The organism is Sphingomonas psychrolutea (assembly GCF_014636175.1).
Taxonomy (GTDB): domain Bacteria; phylum Pseudomonadota; class Alphaproteobacteria; order Sphingomonadales; family Sphingomonadaceae; genus Sphingomonas; species Sphingomonas psychrolutea.
The window spans coordinates 53846-77596 of record NZ_BMDW01000012.1; the positions used below are offsets into that span (position 1 = coordinate 53846).

The 23751-nt window shown below is 65.9% G+C and carries 21 protein-coding genes; 11 read left to right on the forward strand and 10 right to left on the reverse strand.

Annotated features, from left to right (window positions below):
- The first annotated feature begins 22 nt into the window (after window positions 1-22).
- From IEV62_RS18360 to IEV62_RS10985, 4 genes are all read left to right on the forward strand, one after another.
- Window positions 23-154, forward strand: coding sequence for a hypothetical protein (locus tag IEV62_RS18360; protein ID WP_268234238.1), 132 nt, complete (start codon window positions 23-25; stop codon window positions 152-154).
- A gap of 70 nt (window positions 155-224) precedes the next feature.
- Window positions 225-2369, forward strand: a complete 2145-nt coding sequence (locus IEV62_RS10975; protein WP_188447378.1) for a transglycosylase domain-containing protein — start codon at window positions 225-227, stop codon at window positions 2367-2369.
- Window positions 2370-2414: 45 nt separating this feature from the next.
- On the forward strand, window positions 2415-3431 hold the full coding sequence (locus tag IEV62_RS10980; protein ID WP_188447380.1) for a threonine aldolase family protein: 1017 nt from the start codon (window positions 2415-2417) through the stop codon (window positions 3429-3431).
- Between the two features lie 88 nt (window positions 3432-3519).
- Entirely contained in the window at window positions 3520-4437 is a 918-nt protein-coding gene (locus IEV62_RS10985) for a DMT family transporter (protein WP_188447382.1), read from the forward strand.
- On the opposite strand, the gene IEV62_RS10990 is transcribed toward IEV62_RS10985, so the two are convergent.
- Window positions 4347-5204, reverse strand: coding sequence for a Rossmann-fold NAD(P)-binding domain-containing protein (locus IEV62_RS10990; protein WP_229733040.1), 858 nt, complete (start codon window positions 5202-5204; stop codon window positions 4347-4349). The two genes, IEV62_RS10985 and IEV62_RS10990, sit on opposite strands and share 91 nt — an antisense overlap.
- The gene (locus IEV62_RS10995) at window positions 5191-6804 is read right to left on the reverse strand and encodes a M28 family peptidase (protein WP_188447477.1); all 1614 of its coding nucleotides are present in this window, start codon (window positions 6802-6804) and stop codon (window positions 5191-5193) included. Before IEV62_RS10995 ends, IEV62_RS10990 begins: the two co-directional genes overlap by 14 nt.
- Before the next feature lie 105 nt (window positions 6805-6909).
- Here IEV62_RS10995 and pepN point away from each other — a divergent pair, with 105 nt between their 5' ends.
- Window positions 6910-9510 (forward strand): aminopeptidase N, encoded by a 2601-nt coding sequence (gene pepN / locus IEV62_RS11000; protein WP_188447384.1) that lies wholly within the window; start codon window positions 6910-6912, stop codon window positions 9508-9510.
- Window positions 9511-9513: 3 nt separating this feature from the next.
- On the opposite strand, the gene IEV62_RS11005 is transcribed toward pepN, so the two are convergent.
- The 3 genes from IEV62_RS11005 to pabB all read right to left on the reverse strand — a co-directional run bounded on the left by IEV62_RS11005 (window position 9514) and on the right by pabB (window position 12825).
- Entirely contained in the window at window positions 9514-9651 is a 138-nt protein-coding gene (locus tag IEV62_RS11005; protein ID WP_188447386.1) for a hypothetical protein, read from the reverse strand.
- A gap of 119 nt (window positions 9652-9770) precedes the next feature.
- Window positions 9771-10970 (reverse strand): pyridoxal phosphate-dependent aminotransferase, encoded by a 1200-nt coding sequence (locus tag IEV62_RS11010; RefSeq protein ID WP_188447388.1) that lies wholly within the window; start codon window positions 10968-10970, stop codon window positions 9771-9773.
- Window positions 10971-11007: 37 nt separating this feature from the next.
- A complete protein-coding gene (gene pabB, locus IEV62_RS11015; protein ID WP_188447390.1) occupies window positions 11008-12825 on the reverse strand; it encodes an aminodeoxychorismate synthase component I in 1818 nt (605 codons plus the stop codon).
- Window positions 12826-12907: 82 nt separating this feature from the next.
- Between pabB and IEV62_RS11020 the strand changes: the two genes are divergently transcribed.
- Entirely contained in the window at window positions 12908-13582 is a 675-nt protein-coding gene (locus IEV62_RS11020) for an MBL fold metallo-hydrolase (protein WP_308510909.1), read from the forward strand.
- Here the strand turns inward: IEV62_RS11020 and IEV62_RS11025 are convergent.
- A complete protein-coding gene (locus tag IEV62_RS11025; protein ID WP_188447392.1) occupies window positions 13579-13986 on the reverse strand; it encodes an MAPEG family protein in 408 nt (135 codons plus the stop codon). The genes IEV62_RS11020 and IEV62_RS11025 overlap by 4 nt on opposite strands.
- Window positions 13987-14215: 229 nt before the next feature.
- Between IEV62_RS11025 and rpmF the strand changes: the two genes are divergently transcribed.
- The 5 genes from rpmF to IEV62_RS11050 all read left to right on the forward strand — a co-directional run bounded on the left by rpmF (window position 14216) and on the right by IEV62_RS11050 (window position 17193).
- Window positions 14216-14395, forward strand: a complete 180-nt coding sequence (gene rpmF / locus IEV62_RS11030; RefSeq protein ID WP_188447394.1) for a 50S ribosomal protein L32 — start codon at window positions 14216-14218, stop codon at window positions 14393-14395.
- 43 nt (window positions 14396-14438) lie between these two features.
- On the forward strand, window positions 14439-15470 hold the full coding sequence (gene plsX, locus IEV62_RS11035; protein WP_188447396.1) for a phosphate acyltransferase PlsX: 1032 nt from the start codon (window positions 14439-14441) through the stop codon (window positions 15468-15470).
- Window positions 15467-16435 (forward strand): beta-ketoacyl-ACP synthase III, encoded by a 969-nt coding sequence (locus IEV62_RS11040; protein ID WP_308510910.1) that lies wholly within the window; start codon window positions 15467-15469, stop codon window positions 16433-16435. Before plsX ends, IEV62_RS11040 begins: the two co-directional genes overlap by 4 nt.
- A gap of 90 nt (window positions 16436-16525) precedes the next feature.
- Window positions 16526-16825, forward strand: a complete 300-nt coding sequence (locus tag IEV62_RS11045) for an integration host factor subunit alpha (RefSeq protein WP_188447398.1) — start codon at window positions 16526-16528, stop codon at window positions 16823-16825.
- Complete coding sequence (locus tag IEV62_RS11050; protein WP_229733042.1) at window positions 16822-17193, forward strand: MerR family transcriptional regulator; 372 nt, start codon at window positions 16822-16824, stop codon at window positions 17191-17193. The genes IEV62_RS11045 and IEV62_RS11050 overlap by 4 nt, the downstream gene beginning before the upstream one ends.
- Here the strand turns inward: IEV62_RS11050 and IEV62_RS11055 are convergent.
- The 4 genes from IEV62_RS11055 to pheS form a co-directional block, all read right to left on the reverse strand.
- Entirely contained in the window at window positions 17190-18761 is a 1572-nt protein-coding gene (locus IEV62_RS11055) for a peptide chain release factor 3 (protein WP_188447400.1), read from the reverse strand. The two genes, IEV62_RS11050 and IEV62_RS11055, sit on opposite strands and share 4 nt — an antisense overlap.
- A gap of 202 nt (window positions 18762-18963) precedes the next feature.
- Window positions 18964-19845, reverse strand: coding sequence for an aldose 1-epimerase family protein (locus tag IEV62_RS11060; protein ID WP_188447402.1), 882 nt, complete (start codon window positions 19843-19845; stop codon window positions 18964-18966).
- Between the two features lie 150 nt (window positions 19846-19995).
- Window positions 19996-22380: a phenylalanine--tRNA ligase subunit beta gene (gene pheT, locus IEV62_RS11065; RefSeq protein ID WP_188447404.1), complete on the reverse strand. Its 2385-nt coding sequence runs from the start codon at window positions 22378-22380 to the stop codon at window positions 19996-19998.
- A gap of 112 nt (window positions 22381-22492) precedes the next feature.
- Window positions 22493-23665, reverse strand: a complete 1173-nt coding sequence (pheS, locus tag IEV62_RS11070; protein WP_188447407.1) for a phenylalanine--tRNA ligase subunit alpha — start codon at window positions 23663-23665, stop codon at window positions 22493-22495.
- Between the last annotated feature and the right edge of the window lie 86 nt (window positions 23666-23751).

Sequence of the window (23751 nt, forward strand, 5' to 3'; positions counted from 1 at the left end):
CGCGCGGACTTTCGGATCAAGGATGGCACGGCGGCCGGATGCGCGAGCGATAGCCGGGGCGGCCGCGCGGCTCAATCGCCAAGTCGCGCCCGACCTCGGTCTGCACCGCCTGTCCACTCGCATCGCGCCGATCCGACTGCTACAGACGGTGTGATGCGTAGCCCGACCTTGCACTGCCTGTTCTATCCAGATAATACACCTGCTCGCGGCAACGGATCTTCCTAATGCGCTCTTTTCCCTTCGGTCCGACCGGCGGCGCTCCTTCCGAGCGCGATGACGATGACGCGCTGGAATTGACCGGCGGCATGCCCCCGCCGCCGCGGCAGGACGATAACCCCGCGCGCGATGATGATTACGGCGTGTACACGACCAATTTGCCGGTGGTGCAGCGCCCCAGCCGCTGGCGGTGGGTGCCGCGCGGGGTTGCGGCGGCAATCGTGCTGTTCGTGGTCGCGGTCGGCTGGCTCGCGGTCACCGCGCCGCTGTCGAAATCGCTCCAGCCGCCAACGCCTCCGAGCATCACTTTGCTCGCCGATGACGGGACGCCGATCGCGCGGCGCGGTGCGATCCTCGATCCGCCCGTCGATGCCGCGAAATTGCCCAAGACCGTCACCAACGCATTTCTGGCGATCGAGGATCGCCGCTTCCGCTCGCATTGGGGGATCGACCCGCGCGGCATCGCGCGCGCCTTCTTCCACAACATGACGTCGAAGGGGCGCGATCAGGGCGGCAGCACGATCACCCAGCAATTGGCCAAGAATGCCTTCCTCGATTCGGACCGCACCGCCGCGCGGAAGATCCGCGAAGTGATGATCGCCTTTTGGCTCGAGGCGTGGCTGAGCAAGGATCAGATCCTGTCGCGCTATCTGTCGAACGTCTATTTCGGCGACAATGTGTATGGGCTGCGCGCCGCCGCGCGACATTATTTCGGGCGCACGCCGGAAAATCTGTCGATCGCGCAAGCGGCGATGCTGGCGGGGCTGGTGAAGGCACCGTCGAAACTTGCCCCGACGGTCAATCTGCAAGGCGCACGCGACCGGGCGAAGCTCGTGGTCGCGGCGATGGTTGCCGCGGGGTTCCTCGACAAGGCCGACGCCGCCGCCGTCCGCCCGGCGCGGATCGTGCGCGACCGGACACAAATTCTGCCCAATGGCACCTATTTTGCGGATTGGGTCCTGCCCGAAGCGCGCGATCAGGCCGGCGAGATCGTGACCGAGACGACGGTCCAGACGACCCTCGACCGCCGCTTGCAAAAGGCGGCCGAACGCGCGGTCAAACGGGCAGGTCTGCGCGACGCGCAAATCGCGCTGGTGGCGATGCGGCCCGACGGGCGTGTGGTGGCGATGGTCGGTGGCAAATCCTATGCCGACAGCCCGTTCAACCGCGCGACGCAAGCGCAACGGCAGCCGGGCTCGGCGTTCAAGCTGTTCGTCTATCTCGCCGCGATGCGCCACGGCATGACGCCCGATTCGGCGATCGACGACGAACCGATCACCATCGCGAAATGGTCGCCCAAAAATAGCGACGGGCGCTATTTGGGGCCGATCAGTTTGCGGCAAGCGTTCGCGCGCTCGTCCAACGTCGCGGCGGCCCGCATTACGCAGCAAGTAGGTGTCGCCAGCGTGATCCAGGCGGCGCGCGATCTCGGCGTTTCGACCCCGATCCCCAATGAAGCGACGATTGCGCTGGGCACGTCGAGCATGTCGCTGCTCGAGCTGACGGCAGCCTATGCCTCGGTCGCGGCGGAACACTATCCGGTGCGCCCGCGCGGGCTCGAAGGCGAACCGGAGCGCGGCGTGTTGGCCACGTTGACCGATCGCAGCCGTGCGCTGTCGGGCGACCTGCACGATCACATGCTCGATCTGCTCTCCGCCTCGGCCGAGACTGGCACGGGCCGCGCGGCGGCACTGTCCGTGCCGACCTATGGCAAGACCGGCACGACGCAGGACAATCGCGATGCACTGTTCATCGGCTTCGCGAACGGTCTCGTCTGCGGCGTGTGGGTCGGCAATGACGACAACACGCCGAATGCCGGGTTATCGGGCGGCGGCATCCCGGCGCGGGTGTGGCGCGATTTCATGCAAAGCGCATTGGGCGTAGGGCCAGCGGTCGCGCCCGAACCCGAACCCGAAACGGTCGATCCGGATGCGGGCAACGGCATTGACGAAACGCTCGAAAATTTCCTCGACCCCGCCAACATCCCCGATGTTGAGGGCGAAATTCCCGGTGTCGGCCGGGTCCGGCTACGGGGTGGTGAATTGGATTTCCAGCCCAACCGCCCCGGCGACCCCGACCGTGGACCGCGTCCTCGCCGCGATCGAAGCGACGAGCGGGCACCGCCGCCGCGCGATCCATTTGGCGAGCAGTGACGCTCGCGAGTTGACGCCGCCAACGCAGCGCCGCAAGGCCATGCCATGCGCTTTTTCTCCGACAACGCCGCCCCTGTCCACCCGGCCGTGCTGGCCGCGCTGGGCGATGCCAATGTGCTCGACACCGCCTATGACGGCGATGGCTGGAGCCAGCAGCTCGACGCGCGTTTCTCCGAGCTGTTCGAAGCGCCGGTGCGCGCCTTGTGGGTTCCCTCGGGCACGGCGGCGAATTGCCTCGCGCTCGCCGCGATGTGCCCGCCGCATGGCGCGATCGTGTGTCACCGCGACGCGCATATCCAGAATGACGAAGGCGGTGCGCCCGAATTCTACACGCATGGTGCCAAATTACTGCTGGCCGAAGGAATCGGCGCGAAGCTGACGCCGGACACGATTGCGGCGGTGCTCGACGCAACGCGCAACGACGTCCACCAAGTCCAGCCGCACGCCATTTCGATCACCAATGCGACCGAATATGGGCTGGTCTATACCCCCAATGACGTCGCCGCGATCGGGCATCTGGCAAAGGAGCGCGGCCTTGGCCTGCACATGGACGGCGCGCGCTTCGCCAATGCCGTGGCGCATCTCGGCTGTGCTCCTGCCGATGTAACGTGGCGCGCGGGCGTCGATGCGCTCAGCTTCGGCTTCGTCAAAAATGGCGGGATGAGCGCCGAGGCGCTGATCTTCTTCAAACCCGAATTGGCCGCCGCGACGCTTTATCGCCGCAAGCGCGCCGGACTGCTGCTGTCCAAGGGGCGCTACCTCGCAGCACAATTGCTGGCGTTGCTCGAAGGCGATTTGTGGCTTGATCTCGGGCGCAATGCCAATGCCGGGGCGGCCTTGCTGGCGAAAGCGGCAGGGACTCGGCTGGTCAACCCGGTCGAAGCGAACGAGGTGTTCCTGCGCGTGACCGCCGCCGAGGCCGAAAAGCTGCGCGCGCTGGGCTTCGACTTCTACGATTGGGGTCCGGGCGAAGCACGGCTGGTCATTTCGTGGAACCAGTCGCCCGAGGATATTCGGCCACTCGCCGACGCCATCGCCGACCTTCCGCCCCGTTCGTGCTGAGCCTGTCGAAGCACCCTCGGCCACGACCGGCACGCCCGCTATTGGCGCCGGCCCTTCGACAAGCTCAGGGCGAACGGGGGGTCCGGCAGTGACTCCTCCCCCTCCACCCAATTCGAGCAGGCTGGCCATTCTCATCCCGTTCGGGATCGTCACGCTGATCTGGGGATCAACGTGGCTCGTGATCCGGCATCAATTGGGCGTGGTGCCGCCAACCTGGTCGGTCACCTACCGCTTCATGGTCGCCGGCACCGCGATGCTCGGCTATGCGCTGATCCGGCGCGAAAAAATCATGCTCGATGCGCGCGGCTGGGCCTTTGCTGCGGTGACGGGGCTGTGCCAGTTCTGCCTCAACTTCAACTTCGTCTATCGCGCTGAGGGCTATGTCACCTCCGGGCTGGTCGCGGTGGTGTTCGCGCTGCTGCTGCTGCCCAATGCGGTGTTCGCGCGGATGTTCCTGGGGCAGAAGCTCGGGCGCCAACTGATCATCGGCATGGGCGTGGCGATGGCGGGCGTCATCCTGTTGTTCGTGCGCGAGGCGCGCGTCGATCCGCACGGGCCGACGCAAGTGTTGCTCGGCATCGGCTTCACGCTGCTCGCGATCCTGTCGGCGTCGATCGCCAATGTCATGCAAGCCACGCCGACCGCGCGCGCCTACCCGATGGCCGCGATGCTCGGCGTGGCGATGCTGATCGGCGCGGCGCTTGATGCAACGATCGCCTGGACGATCAGCGGCCCGCCGGTGTTCGACACCTCGCCCGGCTATATCGCGGGGGTGCTGTATCTCGGCATCTTCGCCTCGGCGCTGGCCTTCCCGCTTTACTACGGCGTGCTGCGCGTGATCGGCCCGGCCAAGGCGGCCTATTCGAGCGTGCTGGTGCCGGTGATTGCGATGCTGCTGTCGACGCTTTTCGAGGGCTATGTCTGGACGTGGCTGGCGGCGGGCGGCGCGGCGCTGGTACTCGGCGGGCTGGTCATCGCGCTGAGAGCTCGCAGGCCAGCGCGATAATCGGGATAGGTCGGGGCCCAGCCGAGCACGCGCTTGGCCTTGCCGTTCGCGACGCGACGGTTCTCGGCATAAAATCCGCGCGCCATCGCCGATAGCGACTCGATCGGAACGAAGGGCGGCGACGCTACGCCAAGCAGGCGCGCAGCGAAGTCGATCACATCGTTCTGACTCACGGGGCAATCGTCCGAGAGGTTGTAGGCTCCGGGCGGCGCGGAGAACCCGGCGATCACGCCGGCCACGATATCCTCGACATGAACCCGGCTGAACACTTGCCCCGGCGACTCGACGCAGTGCGCGCTGCCGCTAGCGACTCGTTCGAGTGGGGAACGGGCTGGGCCGTAAATGCCGGGCAAGCGAAACACATGCGCACCCGCCGCCAGCCACGCCGCATCGGCCTCGGCGCGCGCACTGCGACGGCCTGTGCCGGTCGGCGCGGTCTCATCGACCCATGCCCCGCCCGCATCGCCATAAACACCGGTCGAGGACAGATAGCCGCGCCACGCAGGGGTGTTCGCGAGGAGCGCGCCATAAACGGCGAGCACCGGGTCGCTGTCGTCGGCTGGCGGCACTGATGACAGGATATGCGTCGCCGCCGCAATCTCCGATGCCACCGCGGCGGGATCGCCGAACCTGATCGTCCCGTCCCGCCCGCCGCGCGACGTGCCGACGACGTGCCAACCCTCGCCGCGCAACCGCCCCGCCAGCGCTTGCGCGGTATAGCCCAGCCCGAAGATCAGCAGCCGCCCCATCGCGCTATTTCGCGCCATAGCCGTGGTAGAGCAGACCGAAGAAGTCGCCCTTGTTCCAGCGCGGTCGCGCATCGCCATCGGCGATTTCGCGCGCGATCGCGTAATTGGCGTCGATGAAGCGGATGCCCTGTGCCCAGTCGATCGGCTGCGCCACATCATCGGCTGGCTGGTGATAGCGCGTCTTGAAGAATTCGGCGGTGGCGGCCTTGCCCGGCCCCTTTTGCCCCGGCCACAGGAACACCGATGGCACGCCCTGCTGGACGAAACGATAATGGTCGGAGCGCACGAAAATGCCTTGGCCCGGGTCGGGATCGGGCGACATCGTCACGCCGAGCGTGCCGACCGCCTTCGCCACGATCGGCCCGAGCGTCGAGCGGTCGGCACCGAACACCGTCATATCCTCAAACGGATAGGTCAGGATCGGCATATCGAGATTGACGTCGGCGACGATCCGCTCGATCGGCACGGTCGGGTGCTTGGCGAAATAGTCCGATCCGACCAGCCCCTTTTCCTCCGCGGTCACCGCGAGGAATAGGATCGTGCGGCGCGGCGCCTTGCCAGTCGCGCGGAAACGCTTGGCTTCCTCGATCAGCGACGCGATGCCAACGGCATTGTCCTCTGCGCCATTATAGATCGTGTCCCCCTTCGCATCGGCGCGCCCGACACCGAGATGATCGAGATGCGCCGAGAGCACGACAACCTCCTTCGACAGCTTGGGGTCGCTGCCGGGGATCATCCCGGCGACGTTGGCGCTGCTGGCGGGTTCGAACACGGTCTTCAGCGCGACCGCGGCATTGACCGGCAGCGCCTCCGCCGCGAACACCGTCTTGCTGTCGGCGACGCGCGCGGCGATCGCGCTCCACGGCGTCTTTGCGCCCGCGAAGAGCTTGGCCGCGCCGGTCGCGCTGAACGTCGCGAGGATCGGCACGCCAGACGCATCGCCGGTCCCGTCGGGCCGCGCCCAACTCGTGCGGGGTCGGTCATAATTGACGCCGCCGCCCGGCAGGGGCGCACGCGTCAGCACGATTGCGCCGACCGCGCCCTGCGCCGCCGCGATCGTCGCTTTGGTCGTCGCGCTCTGGAAATGCGCGCGCTCCTCGCTTTGGAAATCGAGCGGCGCGCCGCCGAAGAACGCGACAATCTTGCCGCGCACGTCGACCCCGGCATAATCGTCGCGGCCGTAGTGCGGCGCGACCAGGCCATAGCCAACGAACACCACCGGCGCATCGATCACGGTCCGCGCCGCGCCGGCGACCGTGCCCGGCACATAATCCTCGCCGAAGATCAGCGGCGTGGGGGCCTCCCCCTTGCGCGTCAGCACGACATCGCCTTTGTCGCCGGCGCGATAGGTCACAAGCGGCACCTTCTGGAGATAGCTGCCCGGATCCCCCGCCGGCTCCAGCCCGGCGGCGAAGAATTGCGCAGCGACATATTCGGCAGCAATGCGATATTCGGCGCTACCCGCCTCCCGCCCGCGCAATACATCGGAGGCGAGAAACAGGACATGTGCCTTCATCGCCGCCTGATCGTCGGGGAGCGCAACATCCCCCGCCCGGTCCTGCGCCATTGCCGATCCTGCCAGGGCAATCGCCGCGAGTCCTGCCATCCAGCGCTTCATCATCGTCCTCACCTTCGTGTGGTGGCGGGGTATCACAGTGCCGTCGCCACGCAAGTACGGCGATTTCGGTGGCGAGCGCCGCCTGCGCATCCTACATCGACGTTAATGCTCGATATCCAGACCAGCCTCGCCCAGCCGCACGTCACCCGCCGCGCGGATTATACCCCGCCGGACTGGCAAGTACCCGACATCGCGCTCAATTTCGACCTGGACCCGGCCGCGACTCGCATCACCGCGACGCTGCATGTCCAGCGCAGCGGCGTGCACGATCGTCCGTTGCGGCTCGACGGCGCAGGGCAGACCTTGCTCTCGGTGTCGGTCGATGGAACGCCGGTCAACGATTGGGTGATCGAAGGCGGCGCGCTCATCCTGCCGCTGAGCGGTTCGGCGCATGTGATCGAAACCACGGTCGAGATCGCGCCCGAACGCAATACGCAATTGATGGGCCTGTACGCATCGGGTGGCAATCTGTGCACACAGTGCGAAGCCGAAGGCTTCCGCCGCATCACCTTCTTCCCTGATCGCCCCGATGTGCTGAGCCGCTATCAAGTGCGGATGAGCGCGGACAAACAGCGCTATCCCGTGTTGCTCGCCAATGGCGATCCGATCGCGTCGGGCGATCTCGACGATGGAAGGCATTGGGCCGAATGGCACGATCCCTTCCCCAAGCCCTGCTATCTCTTCGCGCTCGTCGCCGGCGACCTGGCGGTCAATCGCGGGAGTTTCATCACCATGTCCGGACGCGAGGTCGCGCTCGGCATCTGGGTGCGTGCCACCGACCTGGAGCGCACGCATCATGCGCTCGACGCGCTCAAGACCGCGATGGCGTGGGACGAGCGCGTCTATGGCCGCGAATATGATCTGGATGTGTTCAACATCGTCGCTGTCGACGATTTCAACTTCGGCGCGATGGAGAATAAGGGCCTCAACGTCTTCAATTCGCGCTACATCCTCGCCGATCCCGACACCGCGACCGATTACGATTATGACGCGATCGCGGCAGTCGTCGCGCATGAATATTTCCACAATTGGTCGGGCAATCGGGTGACGTGCCGCGACTGGTTCCAGCTGTCGCTGAAAGAGGGCTTCACCGTCTATCGCGACCAGTGTTTCTCCGCCGACCAGGGCTCGGCCGCGGTCAAGCGGATCGAGGATGTGCGCGGGCTTCGCGCGGCGCAGTTCCCCGAGGATGCCGGCCCGCTCGCGCACCCGATCCGGCCCGACGCCTATCAGGAAATCTCGAACTTCTACACCGCCACGATCTACAATAAGGGTGCCGAGATCATCCGGATGCTCGCGACGATTCTGGGCGCAACGGCGTTCCGCACCGGGACCGATTTATATTTCGACCGCTTCGACGGGACGGCGGCGACGTGCGAGGATTTCGTCGCATCGCTGGAGGAGGCAAGCGGCACCGACCTGACGCAATTCCGCCGCTGGTATGGGCAAGCCGGAACGCCGCGCGTGACGGCATCGCTGCTGCACCACGAAGGATCGGGCCGTGCCGAACTGGTGCTGGCGCAACGCACTCCGCCGACGCCGGGACAGGACAGCAAGACGCCCGTCGTGCTGCCACTGCGCGTGAAGCTGTTCGGCGCGCAAACCGCCGGCACCGTCGCGCCCGAGCACGTGATCCTGCTGAGCGACGCCGAACAGCGGATCGTGTTCGAAGGCGTCACCGAACGGCCGATCCTGTCGATCAATCGCGGGTTTTCGGCACCAGCGATCATCGAGACCGACCGCAGCGCGGCCGACCTCGCTTTCCTCGGCGCGCATGACGATGATCCGTTCGCGCGCTACGAGGCATTGCAGCAATTGATGCTCGATACGCTGGTGGCGGCGGCCGGCGGCAATCAGGCCGACCATGCCGCGGTCATCGCCGCCGTCGCGGGTACGATCGGCGATGCCAAGCTCGACCGCGCCTTCGCCGCCGAAGCGGTATTGCTCCCGTCTGAAAGCTTCATCGGCGATCAAATGGCGGTGGTCGATCCCGAGGCGATCTTCCGCGTGCGCGAGGCGCTGCGGCGCGACATCGGGCGGGCGCTTACCAGCGAATGGTGCGCCGCCTATGATGCAGCGCAAGCGATCGGCGGCTATGTCTATTCGCCCGAGGCCAAGGGATTGCGGCGGATGCGCGCGGTCGCGCTTGGTTATATCGCCGCATCGGGCGCGGCGGATTCGGGCGACCTCGCCTTTGCGCAGTTCGAGGCGGCGGATAACATGACCGACCGGCTGAGCGCGCTGACGACGTTGGTCGCAGGCGATGCCGCGCAGCGCACCCCCGCGCTCGACATCTTCTACAATCGCTACAGCGACAATGCGCTGGTGCTCGACAAATGGTTCTCGGTGCAAGCGATGGCGCCGCGCGACGATACCGGTGACGTGGTGCGCGAGCTACTGCGACATCAGGACTTTACATTGTCCAACCCAAATCGCGCCCGTGCGCTGATCGGGGCATTCGGGGTCAACCAGCGGGCGTTCAATGTTACCGACGGATCGGGCTACCGCTTCCTCGCCGATCAGTTGATCGCGCTTGATACGCTCAATCCCCAGACGGCCGCAAAGCTGATCCCGCCACTCGGCCGCTGGGGGCGCTTCGACGCCGCGCGCGGCGCGCTGATGCGCGCCGAGCTGGAGCGGATCGTCAAGGTTCCGGGATTGTCGAAGGATATGTTCGAACAGGCCTCGCGCAGCCTGGAGGGATGAGGCTTAGCGGTTTGCAGCGACCGGACTGGTAGCCGACGCACGCGCAGAGTCCGCCGGTTGGAACGTGACGAGCGCGATTGCGCCCAGCGCGAAGCCACCGAAGAACTGCCACAGGAAACCCGACTTCAATACGCTACGCATCACGATGCCCTTTCGCGTCGGCACCGGACCGATCGCTGCAACGCAGCAAATCGGGTCCCGGCGATCGTTTCGCAAGAGACATTCTGGCAACCATCCGTTACCAAAATGCCTCCTTCAGGCTATCGTACGTTGGCGCAGGCGGTTTGGATGCGTTCGCACGCTTCGCGCAACAGCGCGTCCGATGTGGCGTAGGAGATGCGCATCGCGGGCGACAAGCCGAACGCGGCGCCCTGGACTGCCGCCACTTTGGCGTCATCGAGCAGATAGGCGACGAACGCTTCATCACTGTCGATCAGCTTGCCCGACGGCGTCGATTTGCCGATCAGCCCGGAAAGCTCGGGATAGACGTAGAACGCCCCCTCGGGCCGCGGGCAGGTGATGCCATTGGTCTGGTTAAGCATCGACACGACCAGATCGCGCCGCGACTGGAATGCCGCTGCGCGATCTTTCAGGAAGGACTGATCGCCATTGAGCGCGGCGACCGCCGCCGCCTGCGCGATCGAACACGGGTTGCTGGTCGATTGCGACTGCAATTTTGAGATCGCCTTGATCAGCCACGACGCGCCCCCGGCATAGCCGATGCGCCAGCCGGTCATCGCATAGGCCTTGGAACAGCCATTTACGGTCAGCGTGCGCTCGTACAGCGACGGGCAGACCTGTGCGATCGTGGCGAATTCGAAATCGTCGTAAAGGATATGTTCGTACATATCGTCGGCGAAGATCCACACGTGCGGATGGCGTTCGAGCACTTCGCCGAGCGCCTTCAGTTCGGCCTTGCTATAGGCGGCACCGGTGGGGTTCGACGGGGAATTGAGGATCACCCATTTGGTGCGCGGGGTGATTGCCGCCTCAAGCTGGTCGGGGCGCAATTTATAGCCCTGCTCCGGGCCGGCCGCGACGAATACCGGCGTTCCGCCGGCAAACAGCACGACATCGGGATAGCTGACCCAATAGGGCGCGGGCACGATCACTTCGTCGCCGACATCGACCGTCGCGACGATCGCGTTGAACAAGGTATGCTTGCCGCCCACATTCACCGTGATCTGGTCGGGGGTATAGGCAAGCGCGTTGTCGCGTGCGAATTTGGCGATGATCGCAGCCTTCAACTCGGGCGTGCCGTCGACATTGGTATATTTCGTCTGTCCGTCGCGAATCGCCTTGATCGCAGCCTCTTTGACGAAGTCGGGCGTATCGAAATCGGGTTCGCCAGCCCCCAACCCGATCACGTCGACCCCGGCGCGTTTCAGCTCCAGCACGCGCGACGTGATCGCCAGCGTCGGCGAGGGCTTGATACGGGCGAGCGCGGCGGATGGGTGCATGAGTAAGGGCCTTGATGACGAAGCGTCGCGCGAGCGCTTATCGCGCGCGCGGCATCGCTGCAACCGCAAGGCGCGCAACGATCAGTCCGCGCAAGGCATTGCCGACGAAAAAATCGGTCGCCAGGTCCGCCGCGGTCAGATCACCCTCGATTGCACGGCCGCTTTCGAGCAAGTCCGCGCGCAGCACCCCCGGCAATAGTCCGACGCTGCATGGCGGCGTCACCAGGATATCGCGACCGGCTCCATCCTTTCTGGGCACGAACAGCGAGGTAAAGCTGCCCTCGGTCAGCCGCCCATCGGGACGTTCGAACACGACTTCATCCACGCCCGCACGGATCCGCGCATCGTCGTAAAAGCGGCGATCACTGGTCTTGTGGCGCAGCCGGATATCGGCGGGTGCTACTGGCAACGGTACGACCGCGACCGACAGTGCCGCATGCGCTGCCGGCATCGGTGCCACTTCGACCGCGACCGCGCCGCTCGGGGCTACCACCAGCCGTACCTTTCGCGCGTCGCGCAAGCGGAAGGTCGCGGCCTGCAATTCGTTGCGCGCGGCATGGCGATCGAAGGGAAAATCGAACGCGCGGGCGCTCGCTGCGAGGCGGTGGAGATGACGGTCGAGCAAGGCGATACCGTGTTCCGGGTCGAACGCCATCGTCTCGATCAAATCGAACGCGCTTGCATCGCGCGTCAGGAAATCCGTCTTGGCGCGGGCTTCATCCCATTCCTCGCTCGCGCGCGAATCCGCGACGATCCCGCCGCCCGCGCCGAAGCTCGCATGCTCGGCCCGATGCGCCAGGGTTAGCGTGCGAATCGCGACGTTGAACATCGCGTCCCCCGACGCGTCGAACCGACCGATCGCCCCCGTGTAAAGACCGCGCGCGCCGCCCTCGATCTCCGCAATCGCCTGCATCGCGGCAATCTTCGGCGCGCCGGTGATCGATCCGCACGGGAACAAGGCCGCTAGCACGTCGACCGCATCGGTTTCGGGCGCGATCTCGGCGGTGACGGTAGAAACCATTTGATGCACGGTGGGGTAAGTCTCGACGTCGAACAGCACTGGCACCGCGACCGATCCAGCGCGGGCGACACGTGACAAATCGTTGCGCATCAGATCGACGATCATCAGATTTTCCGCGCGCTGCTTGGGATCGCTTGTCAGCATGGCGACGATCGCCGCGTCCTCGCGGGCATCCGCGCCGCGCCGCGCCGTGCCCTTCATCGGGCGACAGGTCAGCGTCGTGCCGTCGAGCGCGAAGAACAACTCGGGCGACAGCGACAGGATCGTCGCGCCGCCCGCGCCGGACCCGGTATCGATCAGCGCCCCGAACCCTGCGCGCGCGGTGCCGCGCAACCGGGTATAGAGCGACAGCGGATCACCCCGCAGCGCGAGCTGCGCGCGATAGGTCAGGTTCGCCTGATACAGATCGCCCGCTGCGATCTTCGCCTGCACGAGCGCGAAGTGCGAATCATAGGTGGCGCGGTCGATCGCCGGTTCCGGGCGGCCACTCCACGCACCCGCCGGATCGGGCAAGAGGCCCGCAACCTGGTCGACACCGATCTCGGTATAGCGTTCGAACAGGCCGAACCACAGCAGCGGGAGGTTGGACGGGGCGGGATCGGCCAAGGCGGGTTCGAACGCCGCGCCCGCTTCGTACGACAGGAAACCCGCAGCATGCAGCCCGGCTTGCTGCGCTGCGCGGATCGCATCCAGCGCCGGACGGACAGCATCAACGGTGTTTGCCGTGACGATCCGCACCGGATCGACGTAGAGTCGGGCTGCCGCGCCACCATCGCGGGCGTCGTCGAGCAACACGAAGGGCGCGCGCAAAAGGGGGAGGGAAAGCATCGGCATCGTGTCAGCCCGTCAGATGCCCCGCGAAGGCCCCGTCCGGCAACCCTTGGTTTTCGCGTAGACCCACCGTATCTGCAGAAAGATGAACGCTCAGCCCCCGCCTTTGCCCCCTTTGCGCGCCGCGATGATCCCGGTCACGCCGCTGCAACAGAATTGCACCTTGTTGTGGTGCACCGCCACCATGCGTGGGGCGTTCGTCGATCCCGGCGGCGATTTGCCCAAACTGATCGCCGCCGCGGCGCAGCACAAGGTCACGATCGAGAAGATCATCCTCACCCATGGGCATATCGACCATTGTGGCGAGGCGAAGCCGCTGGCCGATCAGCTCGGCGTGCCGATCGAAGGGCCGCATGAGGAAGATCGCTTCCTCACCACGACCCTGTCCGAAAGCGGCGCGCAATACGGGATTGCCGGCGTGAATTTCGAGCCCGACCGCTGGCTGGTCGAAGGCGACACGGTGACCATCGGGGATCTGGTGCTCCAGGTCTATGAAACCCCCGGCCACACGCCCGGGCATGTGGTTTTCCACCATGCGCTGTCGAAACTGGCACTGGTCGGTGATGTGCTGTTCGCCGGATCGGTTGGGCGCACCGATTTTCCGCGCGGGAATCATCCGCAATTGCTCGCCTCGATCGTCGCCAAGCTCTGGCCGCTCGGCGACGACACGACGTTCATCCCCGGACACGGCCCGGCGAGTACGTTTGCGCATGAACGGCGTACCAACATGTTCGTCAGCGACGCCGCCTTGGCGGCTTAGCCGGCCGGCATCGCGCTGACCGCGGGAGTCCCGGTGGCGCCGTGCGGCAGGAACGGCAACGTCACCGCATAGCCGCCGAGGCCGAGCAGCAGCACGAAGGTCAGCAGCGTGCCGATCATGCGCCCGGCCGGCAGGCCATCCATGCCGAGCGGATGCGCGATGCGCGCGACCAGAAAGAGCGCGCTCGCCACCCAGAGCCACAGCGACGTGCCGGTGCTGAATTCGAGCAGGCCGATTAAAATGATGATGAACGGTGCATATTCGACGAAATTGGCGTGCGCGCGCATCCGGCGAATCAGCATCTCGTTGCCGCCGTCGCCGATGCTGACCTTGGCCTTGGTACGCACCGCGCCAGTGCGCAGCGCCAGCCACAAATTGAGGATCGCCGCGGCCCCGGCCGTCATTAATGTGATCGGCAGTATGATTGAACCCACAGCATTTCTCCCCTTTGCGCGATGATGGCTGCCTTGGCACCGTGCGCGCGCGCTTGCAACGGCGGGCAGAATCGCTATAGGCCCCCATCTTCGCGATATGTTTGGCCAACGTGCCGCTTGCGCGGCCGACGGCGTCGGTTGCGTGGCAGTCTGGTTCGGGCCTATCGCATCTGTCAGACAAGCATAAGGTTTCGCCGAAATGGCCGTCCCCAAAAGAAAAACCACGCCGTCGAAGCGCGGCATGCGTCGCAGCCACGATTCGCTGACCGCCGCCTCGTTCCAGGAATGCCCGAATTGTGGCGAGCTGAAGCGTCCGCACAATCTGTGCGCGGCGTGCGGCCACTATAACGGTCGCGAAATCATTTCGGTCGAAGGCTGAGCCGGACCTCGCGAACGGTACCGTGAACAGGGGAGCGGCCAGCGTGACGAACAGCTCCCGGATCGCGGTCGATGCGATGGGTGGCGACGAAGGGCTTGGCGTAATGCTGGCAGGGGTCGCCCGTGCTCGCCGCCGGTTCGAGGACATGCGCTTCATTCTGGTCGGCGACGAGACGGCGATTGCGGACGGCTTGAAGGCGCACCCCAATCTGAGCGCGCATTCCGAGATCGTCCATGCGCCCGAGGTGGTCGGTTCGAATGATAAACCGAGCCAGGCCATTCGCCGCGCCAAGACGACGTCGATGGGTATCGCGATCGACATGGTGAAGCAGGGCCGTGCCGCCGCGTGCGTTTCCGGCGGCAACACCGGTGCGCTGATGGCGATGGCCAAGCTGTCGTTGCGGATGATCCCGGGGATCGACCGACCGGCGCTCGCGGGCTTGATGCCAACGCTGGGCAAGAATGACACGGTCGTGCTCGATCTCGGCGCCAATACCGAATGCGACGCGCGCAACCTGATTCAGTTTGCGGTAATGGGGGCGGCCTATGCGCGCACCACGCTCGATCTTGCGCGTCCGCGGGTCGCCTTGCTCAACATCGGGAGCGAGGACCAAAAGGGGACCGAGACGATCCGCGACGCCGCCAGCGCTTTGCGCGCAGCATCGCATTTGCCGCTCGATTTCACCGGGTTCATCGAAGGCGACAAGCTCTCCCGCGGCGATGTCGACGTCATTGTCTGCGACGGCTTTTCGGGCAATATCGCGCTGAAGACTGCCGAGGGCACCGCGCGTTTCGTCGGCGATCTGCTCAAGCGTGCATTCCGCTCCTCGGTCCGTTCGAAGATCGGATTTCTGATCTCCAAGCCCGCGACCGAGTTGCTGCGCCATCATCTCGACCCCAACAACCATAATGGCGCGGTGTTTCTCGGCCTCAACGGTCTGGTCGTGAAAAGCCATGGCGGCGCGAACGAAGTCGGTGTCGCGACCGCGATCGCGGCTGCGGCAAAGATGGTGCGCGACGATCTGACGCGGCGAATCGCACAGGACCTTGGCGATTTCGAAAAGAAGGCGGCATGATGCGTTCAGTCATCATCGGAACCGGTTCGGCGCTCCCCGCACGACGCGTGTCGAATGCGGAACTGGCCGAAACCGTCGACACCTCCGACGAATGGATCGTCGAGCGCACTGGCATCCGCTTCCGCCACATTGCCGGCCCCGCTGAAACGACGGCAACGCTCGCCGCCGATGCGTGCCGTGCGGCGCTCGAATCGGCCGGCCTGACGGCGGACGCGATCGACCTGATCGTGCTCGCCACCGCCACGCCCGACCAGACCTTTCCCGCCAGCGCCACCAAGGTGCAGGCGATGCTCGGGATCAACGATTGTGTCGCGTTCGACGTCGCCGCGGTATGTTCAGGCTTTCTCTACGCGCTGCAAGTGGCCGACAGCATGCTGCGCAGCGGTGCCGCGGGCCGCGCGCTGGTGATCGGCGCCGAGACCTTCAGCCGCATCCTCGATTGGGAGGACCGCACGACCTGCGTGCTGTTCGGTGACGGCGCGGGCGCGGTGGTGCTCGAGGCGCAGGAGGAGGCTGTTTCCGGCGGGCGCGGGATCCTCGCGATGCGGCTGCACGCCGATGGGCGCCACAATGACTTGCTCTATGTCGATGGCGGACCCTCGACCACCGGCACCGTCGGCAAGGTGCGGATGAAGGGGCGCGAAGTGTTTCGCCACGCCGTCGTCAATCTTGCCGCGGTGATGACCGAAACGCTCGCCGTGGCGGGGCTTGCGGCCGACGACGTCGACTGGGTCGTGCCGCATCAGGCCAATGCCCGAATTCTCGATGCGACCGCGCGCAAGCTCCACCTCGCCCCCGAAAAGGTGGTGGTGACGGTCGACCAGCACGCCAATACTTCGGCGGCATCGGTGCCGCTCGCGCTCGATACCGCGGTCAAGGACGGACGGATCAAGCAGGGCGACCTGATCGTGCTGGAGGCGATGGGCGGTGGCTTCACTTGGGGTGCCGCAGTCGTCCGCTTGTGAAACGCTTCATTTCGCTGTTGTAACTAAGCACTTTCAGGGAGCGGCTTCTGTGTGTTACGCACATTCCCTAAGTTTCGGGAAGGGTAACGGATGGCACCTGCGGGCACTTTAACACGCGCCGATCTGGCTGAGGCATTGCATCATCAGATTGGTCTGTCGCGCGCCGATTCATCGAACCTGGTCGAACAGATTTTGGGTCATATGTGCGGTGCCCTTGCCAAGGGCGACAACGTCAAGATTTCAGGCTTCGGCACCTTCGTACTGCGCGACAAGGGCGAGCGCGTTGGGCGCAACCCCAAAACCGGCGTCGAGGTCCCGATCGCGCCGCGCCGCGTGCTGACCTTCCGCGCCAGCCAGATGATGCGCGACCGCATTGTCGAGGCCGATTGAGCGACACTGGGGCGGTGTCGCCGGACGTGATCGACAAGGCGGAGCGCGCATACCGGACAATCGGTGAGCTTTCGCGCGAAACGGGCCTCGCGCAGCACATCCTGCGCTATTGGGAGACGCGATTCCCGCAACTGCGCCCGCTGCAACGCGCTGGAAACCGGCGGTATTACCGGCCCGAGGACGTGGCGTTGGTGCGCCGCATCGCCGCGCTGCTCGACCAGGACGGCTATACCATTCGCGGCGTGCAGCAAGCGCTTGCCGGCAAGCCGGGCGCCGCGCCTACGATGCCCGATCGCGACACAAACAGCGCGATTCGCCGGGTGCGCGCGTCGCTCGCCGCGGCACTGAGCGAGGATGCCCGCGCCTAACGTTCGCGCGTCGCGGCGAAGGTGACCTTGGGGTAGCGCTCTGTAACATAGCCGACGTCCCACGCGGTCTTCGCCAGATAGACCGGGTTGGCATCGCGGTCCTTGGCCATCGACGTGCGATTCAAATCCATGAACGCCTTCAAATCCGCCGGGTCGACCGCCGAGACCCAGCGCGCGGTGTCGTACGGGGCCATTTCCAGCGCGGCATCGACCTTATATTCGGCCTCCAGCCGGCTGAGCAGCACTTCGAGCTGCAATTGCCCGACGACGCCGACGATCCAGTTCGAGCCGATCTCGGGATAGAAGACCTGCGTGACCCCCTCCTCGGCCATGTCGTCGAGCGCCTTGCGCAGCTGCTTGGTCTTGGTCGGGTCCTTCAGCGCGACACGGCGGAGGATTTCGGGCGCGAAATTGGGGAGCCCGGTGAAGCGCACATCGGCGCGTTCGGACAGCGTATCGCCCACCCGCAGCGTGCCGTGGTTGGGGATGCCGATGATGTCGCCAGGAAATGCCTCATCCGCCAATTCGCGCTCGCGCGCGAAGAACAGGATCGGCGAGTGGATCGCGATCGGTTTGCCGTGGCCCGTCGGAGTCAGCTTCATGCCGCGTTTGAACGTACCCGAACACAGCCGCATGAAGGCGATACGGTCGCGGTGGTTGGGGTCCATATTGGCCTGGACCTTGAACACGAAGCCGGTGACGTCGGCGCGGTCCGGATAGACCGCCGCCGGTTCCGCCGGTTGCGGGCGCGGGCCGGGCGCATGGCGTCCGAGCGCGTCGATCAGCTCCGCCACGCCGAAATCCTTGAGCGCCGAGCCGAAATAGACCGGCGTCTGATCGCCGCCGCGATACGCCTCGACATCGAACGCGCCATAGCCGCCAAGCGCGAGTTCCGATTCGTCGCGCAGCGTCTTGAGACCAGCGGCGGAGAGCGTCGCGGCGAGCGCCGGATCGTTCATCCCGGTGAAGTGCGTGGCCTTGCCGTGAAACTCGCGACTCGGTCCTTCCGGCTGGCTCAGACTATTGGCGTGGAGATCATAAATCCCCTCGAAATCGCTCCCCATGCCGACCGGCCAGCTCATCGGCGTCACGTCGAGCTGGAGCATTTCCGCCACTTCGTCGAGCAAGTCGAACGGCGGGCGACCCTCGCGATCGACCTTGTTGATGAAGGTGATGATCGGGACCGAACGCAAGCGGCACACTTCGAACAGTTTCCGAGTCTGCGCCTCGATCCCGCGCGCGGCGTCGATCACCATGACGGCCGAATCGACTGCGGTCAGCGTGCGATAGGTGTCCTCGGAGAAATCCTCGTGGCCCGGCGTATCGAGCAGGTTGAAGGTCAGGCCATTGCGCTCGAACGTCATCACCGAGGAGGTGACCGAGATGCCACGCTGCTGTTCGATCTTCATCCAGTCCGAGCGCGCACGGCGATTTTGCCCGCGCGCCTTCACTTCACCCGCGAGATGGATCGCGCCGCCGAAATAGAGCAGCTTTTCGGTCAGCGTGGTCTTGCCGGCATCGGGGTGCGAGATGATCGCGAAGGTGCGGCGGTCGGATGTGTGGTTCATGGGGAAAGTTGCTCAAACAAGACGGGGCGGCGAAAACGGAAGTTTAGGCTAAGTTTAGGCATAAACGCACCCGTTCGTCCCGGAGACCGCGTGTCGGGAGCGGACAGGTCGCAAGCGCGGACCGGGGGGCGGACGGACGGGCGGACGAACGGGTCACCGCGCGGCTTTGACAGAAGCCGGGCGTGTAGGACAGCCCCGGTCGTTAATGCTCCAGCGTGACCGCCATCGTGACGGTGCGCGTTTCGCCCGGCGCGAGAATCAAGATGCCGGGCTTTACCGCCATGGCGCCATTGAAATCGACCGGATCGGCGATGCCGTGCCACGGTTCGATACAGACGAACGCCGCGCCAGGCTTGCTCCAGATGCCGAGCATCGGCGTGTCGGGGAAATCGATTCGCAGGTTGGGGCCGGTCGGCGCGCCGTAGCGGAGGCTTTGCGAGCGGATTTGGTCCCAGACCAGCGCGTCGGCGGCGAACACAGCATCGTCCAGTGCGAGCGTCCGTCCGGCGAGCGGCGAGGGACGGGGCGCGGGATCAACCAGGCCGTCGGTCAACTGGCGGATCGATTCGGCCTCTTCCGCCTCAAAGATGATGCGGTGCGCGTCGCGCGGCTGGCCGTAGGGGAGCGGCCAGGCGAACGCGGGGTGGAAGCCGAAGCTCGCCGGGAGCGAGCGCTCGGTCTCGCGATTCTCAATGTGGATGGTGATCGATAGCGTCGCATCGTGGATTTCGTATGTGGCGCGCAGCGCGAAGGCGCGGGGATAGATTGCGCGGGTCTCGGCGTGGTCTTCCAGCAGGAACACCGCCTTGCTGGCGCGCTGTTCGACCAGCGTGAAGGCGTTGCGGCGGGCGAAGCCGTGCTGCTTCATCGGATAGTCTGCGCCGTCGATCCGTAGCACGTCGCCGTTGAGCCGCCCGACGATGGGGAAGAGCAGCGGCGCGTGGCCGGTCCAGAAGGCTGGGTCGGCGTCGGTCATCAACTCGCGCCCGTCGGCGTCGCGCAGGTGGATGAGTTCCGCGCCGAACGGGTCGATCGCGGCGGAGAGGTGGCGGGAGGCGATCGTGAGGAGATCGGGTTGGGGCATGTCCATCTTTCCTCGAACACAGGATCATAACTACCCCGGCGAAGGCCGGGGCCCAGCAGCGAGCGGATGGCGCGCGCTGCGCATCGTTACCAAGCCCTGTCCCGCTGGCCCCGGCGTTCGCCGGGGTGGGAAAGCGGGCCGCGCTGGTGCCTATCCCCGCAAACTCGCGCCCAGCTTGGTGGCCGCCGCGACGACCTTGTCCGCCACGGCCTTCAAATCCGCTTCGGTGAAGCTCTTCTCGCCGGGTTGCAGCGTGATTTCGACGCCGAGGCTCTTATGGCCGGGTTCGACGCCGGTGCCGACAAAGACATCGAACAACCGCGCGGCAACGATGCTGGCTTTGTCGGCCCCCTTCACTGCGCGCACCAACGTATCCGCCGCGAGCGCTTCGGGGACGAGGAAGGCGAAATCGCGACGGACCGCCTGCAGCACGGGCGGCGCATAGGCAGCGCGGGCGAAGCTCGTCGCTCGCTTGGCCGGAAGCGCATCGAGGTAAAGTTCGACCGCGGCGACCGGACCGTCGAGATCGAACGCGCGCAGCGTGAGTGGGTGGACCATGCCGAACGCCGCGAGCACCGTCTTGGGCCCAAGCCGCAGCGTGCCCGATTGGCCGGGGTGCCAGGCGTTGCCTGCCTCGCCCATGACCTGAAGGTTATCGACCGGTGCGCCTGCCGCCGCCAGTAATGCCAGCGCCTCGGCCTTGGCATCGAAGGCGGTGAAGGCGGTCGCCTTGCCGTCCTGCCAGCCGCGCGGGCGGTTCTCGCCTGCCAGCACCACGCCGAGCGTCGCGCGCTCGCCCTCGGCCAGATAGCGCCGACCGAGTTCGAACAGCCGCACGCCGGGCGCGCCGCGCTTCATGTTGCGCTCGGCTGCGGCGAACAGGCCGGGCAGCAGCGACGGGCGCATGACCTTCAATTCCTCGCTGATCGGATTGGCGAGGCTCCATGCGCCGCCGCCGATTGCTGCGGCTTGCGCGTCGGACAGGAAGCTCCAGGTGATCGCTTCGTTCAGCCCCCGCGCGGCGGCGGCGCGGCGGACGCGGCTTTCGAGCGCTTGGGCGGGCGTCGCGGTCGGCTTGGCCACGCCGGGGGTGCGGGGCAGCGGCGTTGCGGGGACGCGGTCGATGCCCTCGATCCGGATCACTTCCTCGACCAGATCGGCGGGGCCGTCGATATCGCGGCGCCACGTTGGAACCATGACGTGCCAGTCGAACGCGACTTTGAAACCTAGGCTTTCTAGGATCGCCAATTGCCGATCATGAGGAATTTTCAGGCCGCCAAGCGTCTCCGCGAGATTGGGTTCGTAGACAACAACCTTGTCACCCAGCGGCGGCTGGCCCGCCCGCGTGATCACGCTGGTGGTGCCGCCGCAATGTTCGGTCACCAGCCAGGTCGCGATCGCCAGGCCGGTGTCGAGGAACGCGGGATCGACGCCGCGCTCGAAACGCTGGCGCGCGTCGCTGGTCAGGGCGAGTTTCTGGCCGGCGCGGGCAATGTGATCGGGATCGAAGAAGGCGCATTCGATCAGCACGTCGGTGGTCGACTCCGACACGCTCGAATGCTCGCCGCCCATGATACCGCCGATATCGTGCACCGCGCTATCGTCGGCGATCACCGTCATCGACGGATCGAGCGGATAGGTCTTGCCGTTGAGCGCGAGCACACTCTCGCCAACCGCCGCGCGACGCGCGACGAGCGGGCCGAACAGCTTGGCGCGGTCATAGACGTGCAGTGGGCGACCGAGATCGATCGACAGGAAATTGGTGATGTCGACCAGCACGGAAATCGGTTTCTGGCCGATTGCGGCAAGCTTGCTGCTCATCCATGCCGGGGCTGGACCGTTGGTCACGCCCGAAACGGCTTGCGCGAAGAACGACGGACAGCCCTCGGGATCGTCGGTGCGGACCTGCGGCGCGGCGTCCGGGCCATCGACCGGGTCGAGCGTCGCCATGCGATAGACCGCGTCCAGCGGCTTGAGCGTTCCGAGGCCCGCCGCGGCAAGATCGCGCGCGATGCCGCGGACCCCCATGCAATCAGGCCGGTTGGGGAGCACGTTGATGTCGATCACCGGATCGTTCAGCGCGGCATAATCGGGATAGGCCATGCCGACGGGCGCATCGGCGGGCAATTCGATGATGCCGTCATGCCCCTCGCCCACTTCGAGTTCGCGCGCGCTGCACATCATGCCGTTCGATTCGACGCCGCGAATGGCCGCAACCTTCAGCACCATGCCGTTCGAGGGCACGACCGCGCCGGCCGGGCCGAACACGCCGAGCATGCCCGCGCGGGCATTGGGCGCGCCGCAGACGACTTGCAGCGGGCCGTCCCCGGCATCGATCGAGAGCACTTGCAGCTTGTCGGCCTGCGGGTGCGGCGCGGCGCTGAGCACGCGCGCGACCTTGAACGCGGCGAGCGCGGCGCCGGGGTTCTCGACCCCCTCCACTTCGAGGCCGATGCGGGTCAGCGTCTCGACAATGGTGTCGAGCGTGGCGTCGGTGTCGATATGCTCTTTGAGCCAGCCAAGCGTGGTCTTCATTTCATATCATCCGTCACCCCAGCGGAGGCTGGGGTCGTTGTGGGGCTTGGCGACCGCGCGCCAACGGGGAGACCCCAGCCTGCGCTGGGGTGACGATGGGGGCGGGGCGGCGTCATGCGCCGACTCCCTGGCTCAATGTGGGCACGTCGAGCGCGGAGAAGCCGTAATGCTTGAGCCAACGCGCATCGCCTTCGAAGAAGGGGCGCAAATCATCCATGCCGTATTTGAGCATCGCCAGCCGATCGACCCCGACGCCGAAGGCGAAGCCCTGCCATTCGTTGGGATCGAGCCCGCACGCCGCGATCACGCGCGGGTGGACCATGCCGCTGCCGAGCAATTCCATCCAGCCTTCCGAGCCGCCGAGCGTGCGGCGGCCCTTTTCCATCGTCCAGCCGACATCGACTTCGGCCGAGGGTTCGGTGAAGGGGAAATAGCTCGGACGCAGCCGCAGCACGATATCGTCGCGCTCGAAAAACGCTTTCAGGAACGTCTCGAGCGTCCATTTGAGATGGCCGAGCGTGATGCCCTTGTCGATTACCAGCCCCTCGATCTGATGGAACATCGGCGTGTGCGTGGCGTCCCAGTCCGAGCGATAGACGCGGCCCGGTGCGATGATGCGGATCGGGGGTTGCTGGCCCATCATGGTGCGGATCTGGACGGGGCTGGTGTGCGTGCGCAGGACATACATCTCCCTCTCCCCTTCAAGGGAGAGGGTCGGGGAGAGGGGCTGTGCTGGGTCGCCGAGGACACCAACTGATGCAGACGCCCCCTCTCCCCGGCCCTCTCCCCGGAGGGGAGAGGGAGAAAGATAGAAGGTGTCGTGCATCGCCCGCGCGGGGTGGCTTTCGGGCATGTTGAGCGCGGTGAAATTGTGCCACTGATCCTCGATCTCGGGGCCAGTCGCGACCGCGAAGCCGAGATCGGCGAAGATTTCGGCGAGCTCGTCCATCACCTGGCTGACCGGGTGGACCGACCCCTGCGGGGCGGCAGCGGCGGGGAGCGTCATGTCGAGCGTTTCGCTGGCGAGGCGCGCGTCGAGCTCGGCGCGGTCGAGGGATGCCTTGCGCGTGGCGATGGCCGTGGTGACCGCCTCGCGCAGGCCCTGGATGCGGGGTCCCTGTACTTGCCGCTCGTCGGGCGACATGCCGCCCAGCGTCTTCAGGAGTGCGGTGACGCTGCCCGCCTTACCGAGCGCAGACACGCGGACCGCCTCCAGCGCATCGAGCGTCGCAGCCGAATCGATCGCGGCGAGCAGGTCGGTTTTCATCTGGTCGAGGTCGGTCATCGCATTCCCGTTCGTTGCACCGTGGCCGATAACGAAAAGGGCGCGGATGGCCTAGACCATCCGCGCCCCGATTTCGGTCGCTCGCA

Excerpts from the sequence above, each read along its gene's own strand:
- pheS (WP_188447407.1), bottom strand. The coding sequence starts at position 23,665 with ATGACCGACCTCGACCAGATGAAAACCGACCTGCTCGCCGCGATCGAT.
- IEV62_RS11010 (WP_188447388.1), bottom strand. The coding sequence starts at position 10,970 with ATGCACCCATCCGCCGCGCTCGCCCGTATCAAGCCCTCGCCGACGCTG.
- IEV62_RS11025 (WP_188447392.1), bottom strand. The coding sequence starts at position 13,986 with ATGACGGCCGGGGCCGCGGCGATCCTCAATTTGTGGCTGGCGCTGCGC.
- IEV62_RS11055 (WP_188447400.1), bottom strand. The coding sequence starts at position 18,761 with ATGAACCACACATCCGACCGCCGCACCTTCGCGATCATCTCGCACCCC.
- pabB (WP_188447390.1), bottom strand. The coding sequence starts at position 12,825 with ATGCCGATGCTTTCCCTCCCCCTTTTGCGCGCGCCCTTCGTGTTGCTC.
- rpmF (WP_188447394.1), top strand. The coding sequence starts at position 14,216 with ATGGCCGTCCCCAAAAGAAAAACCACGCCGTCGAAGCGCGGCATGCGT.
- IEV62_RS10980 (WP_188447380.1), top strand. The coding sequence starts at position 2,415 with ATGCGCTTTTTCTCCGACAACGCCGCCCCTGTCCACCCGGCCGTGCTG.
- IEV62_RS10995 (WP_188447477.1), bottom strand. The coding sequence starts at position 6,804 with ATGAAGCGCTGGATGGCAGGACTCGCGGCGATTGCCCTGGCAGGATCG.
- IEV62_RS11020 (WP_308510909.1), top strand. The coding sequence starts at position 12,908 with ATGAACGCTCAGCCCCCGCCTTTGCCCCCTTTGCGCGCCGCGATGATC.
- IEV62_RS10975 (WP_188447378.1), top strand. The coding sequence starts at position 225 with ATGCGCTCTTTTCCCTTCGGTCCGACCGGCGGCGCTCCTTCCGAGCGC.
- IEV62_RS11060 (WP_188447402.1), bottom strand. The coding sequence starts at position 19,845 with ATGCCCCAACCCGATCTCCTCACGATCGCCTCCCGCCACCTCTCCGCC.
- IEV62_RS11005 (WP_188447386.1), bottom strand. The coding sequence starts at position 9,651 with ATGCGTAGCGTATTGAAGTCGGGTTTCCTGTGGCAGTTCTTCGGTGGC.
- pepN (WP_188447384.1), top strand. The coding sequence starts at position 6,910 with ATGCTCGATATCCAGACCAGCCTCGCCCAGCCGCACGTCACCCGCCGC.
- IEV62_RS11045 (WP_188447398.1), top strand. The coding sequence starts at position 16,526 with ATGGCACCTGCGGGCACTTTAACACGCGCCGATCTGGCTGAGGCATTG.
- IEV62_RS11040 (WP_308510910.1), top strand. The coding sequence starts at position 15,467 with ATGATGCGTTCAGTCATCATCGGAACCGGTTCGGCGCTCCCCGCACGA.
- IEV62_RS10990 (WP_229733040.1), bottom strand. The coding sequence starts at position 5,204 with ATGGCGCGAAATAGCGCGATGGGGCGGCTGCTGATCTTCGGGCTGGGC.
- pheT (WP_188447404.1), bottom strand. The coding sequence starts at position 22,380 with ATGAAGACCACGCTTGGCTGGCTCAAAGAGCATATCGACACCGACGCC.
- IEV62_RS18360 (WP_268234238.1), top strand. The coding sequence starts at position 23 with ATGGCACGGCGGCCGGATGCGCGAGCGATAGCCGGGGCGGCCGCGCGG.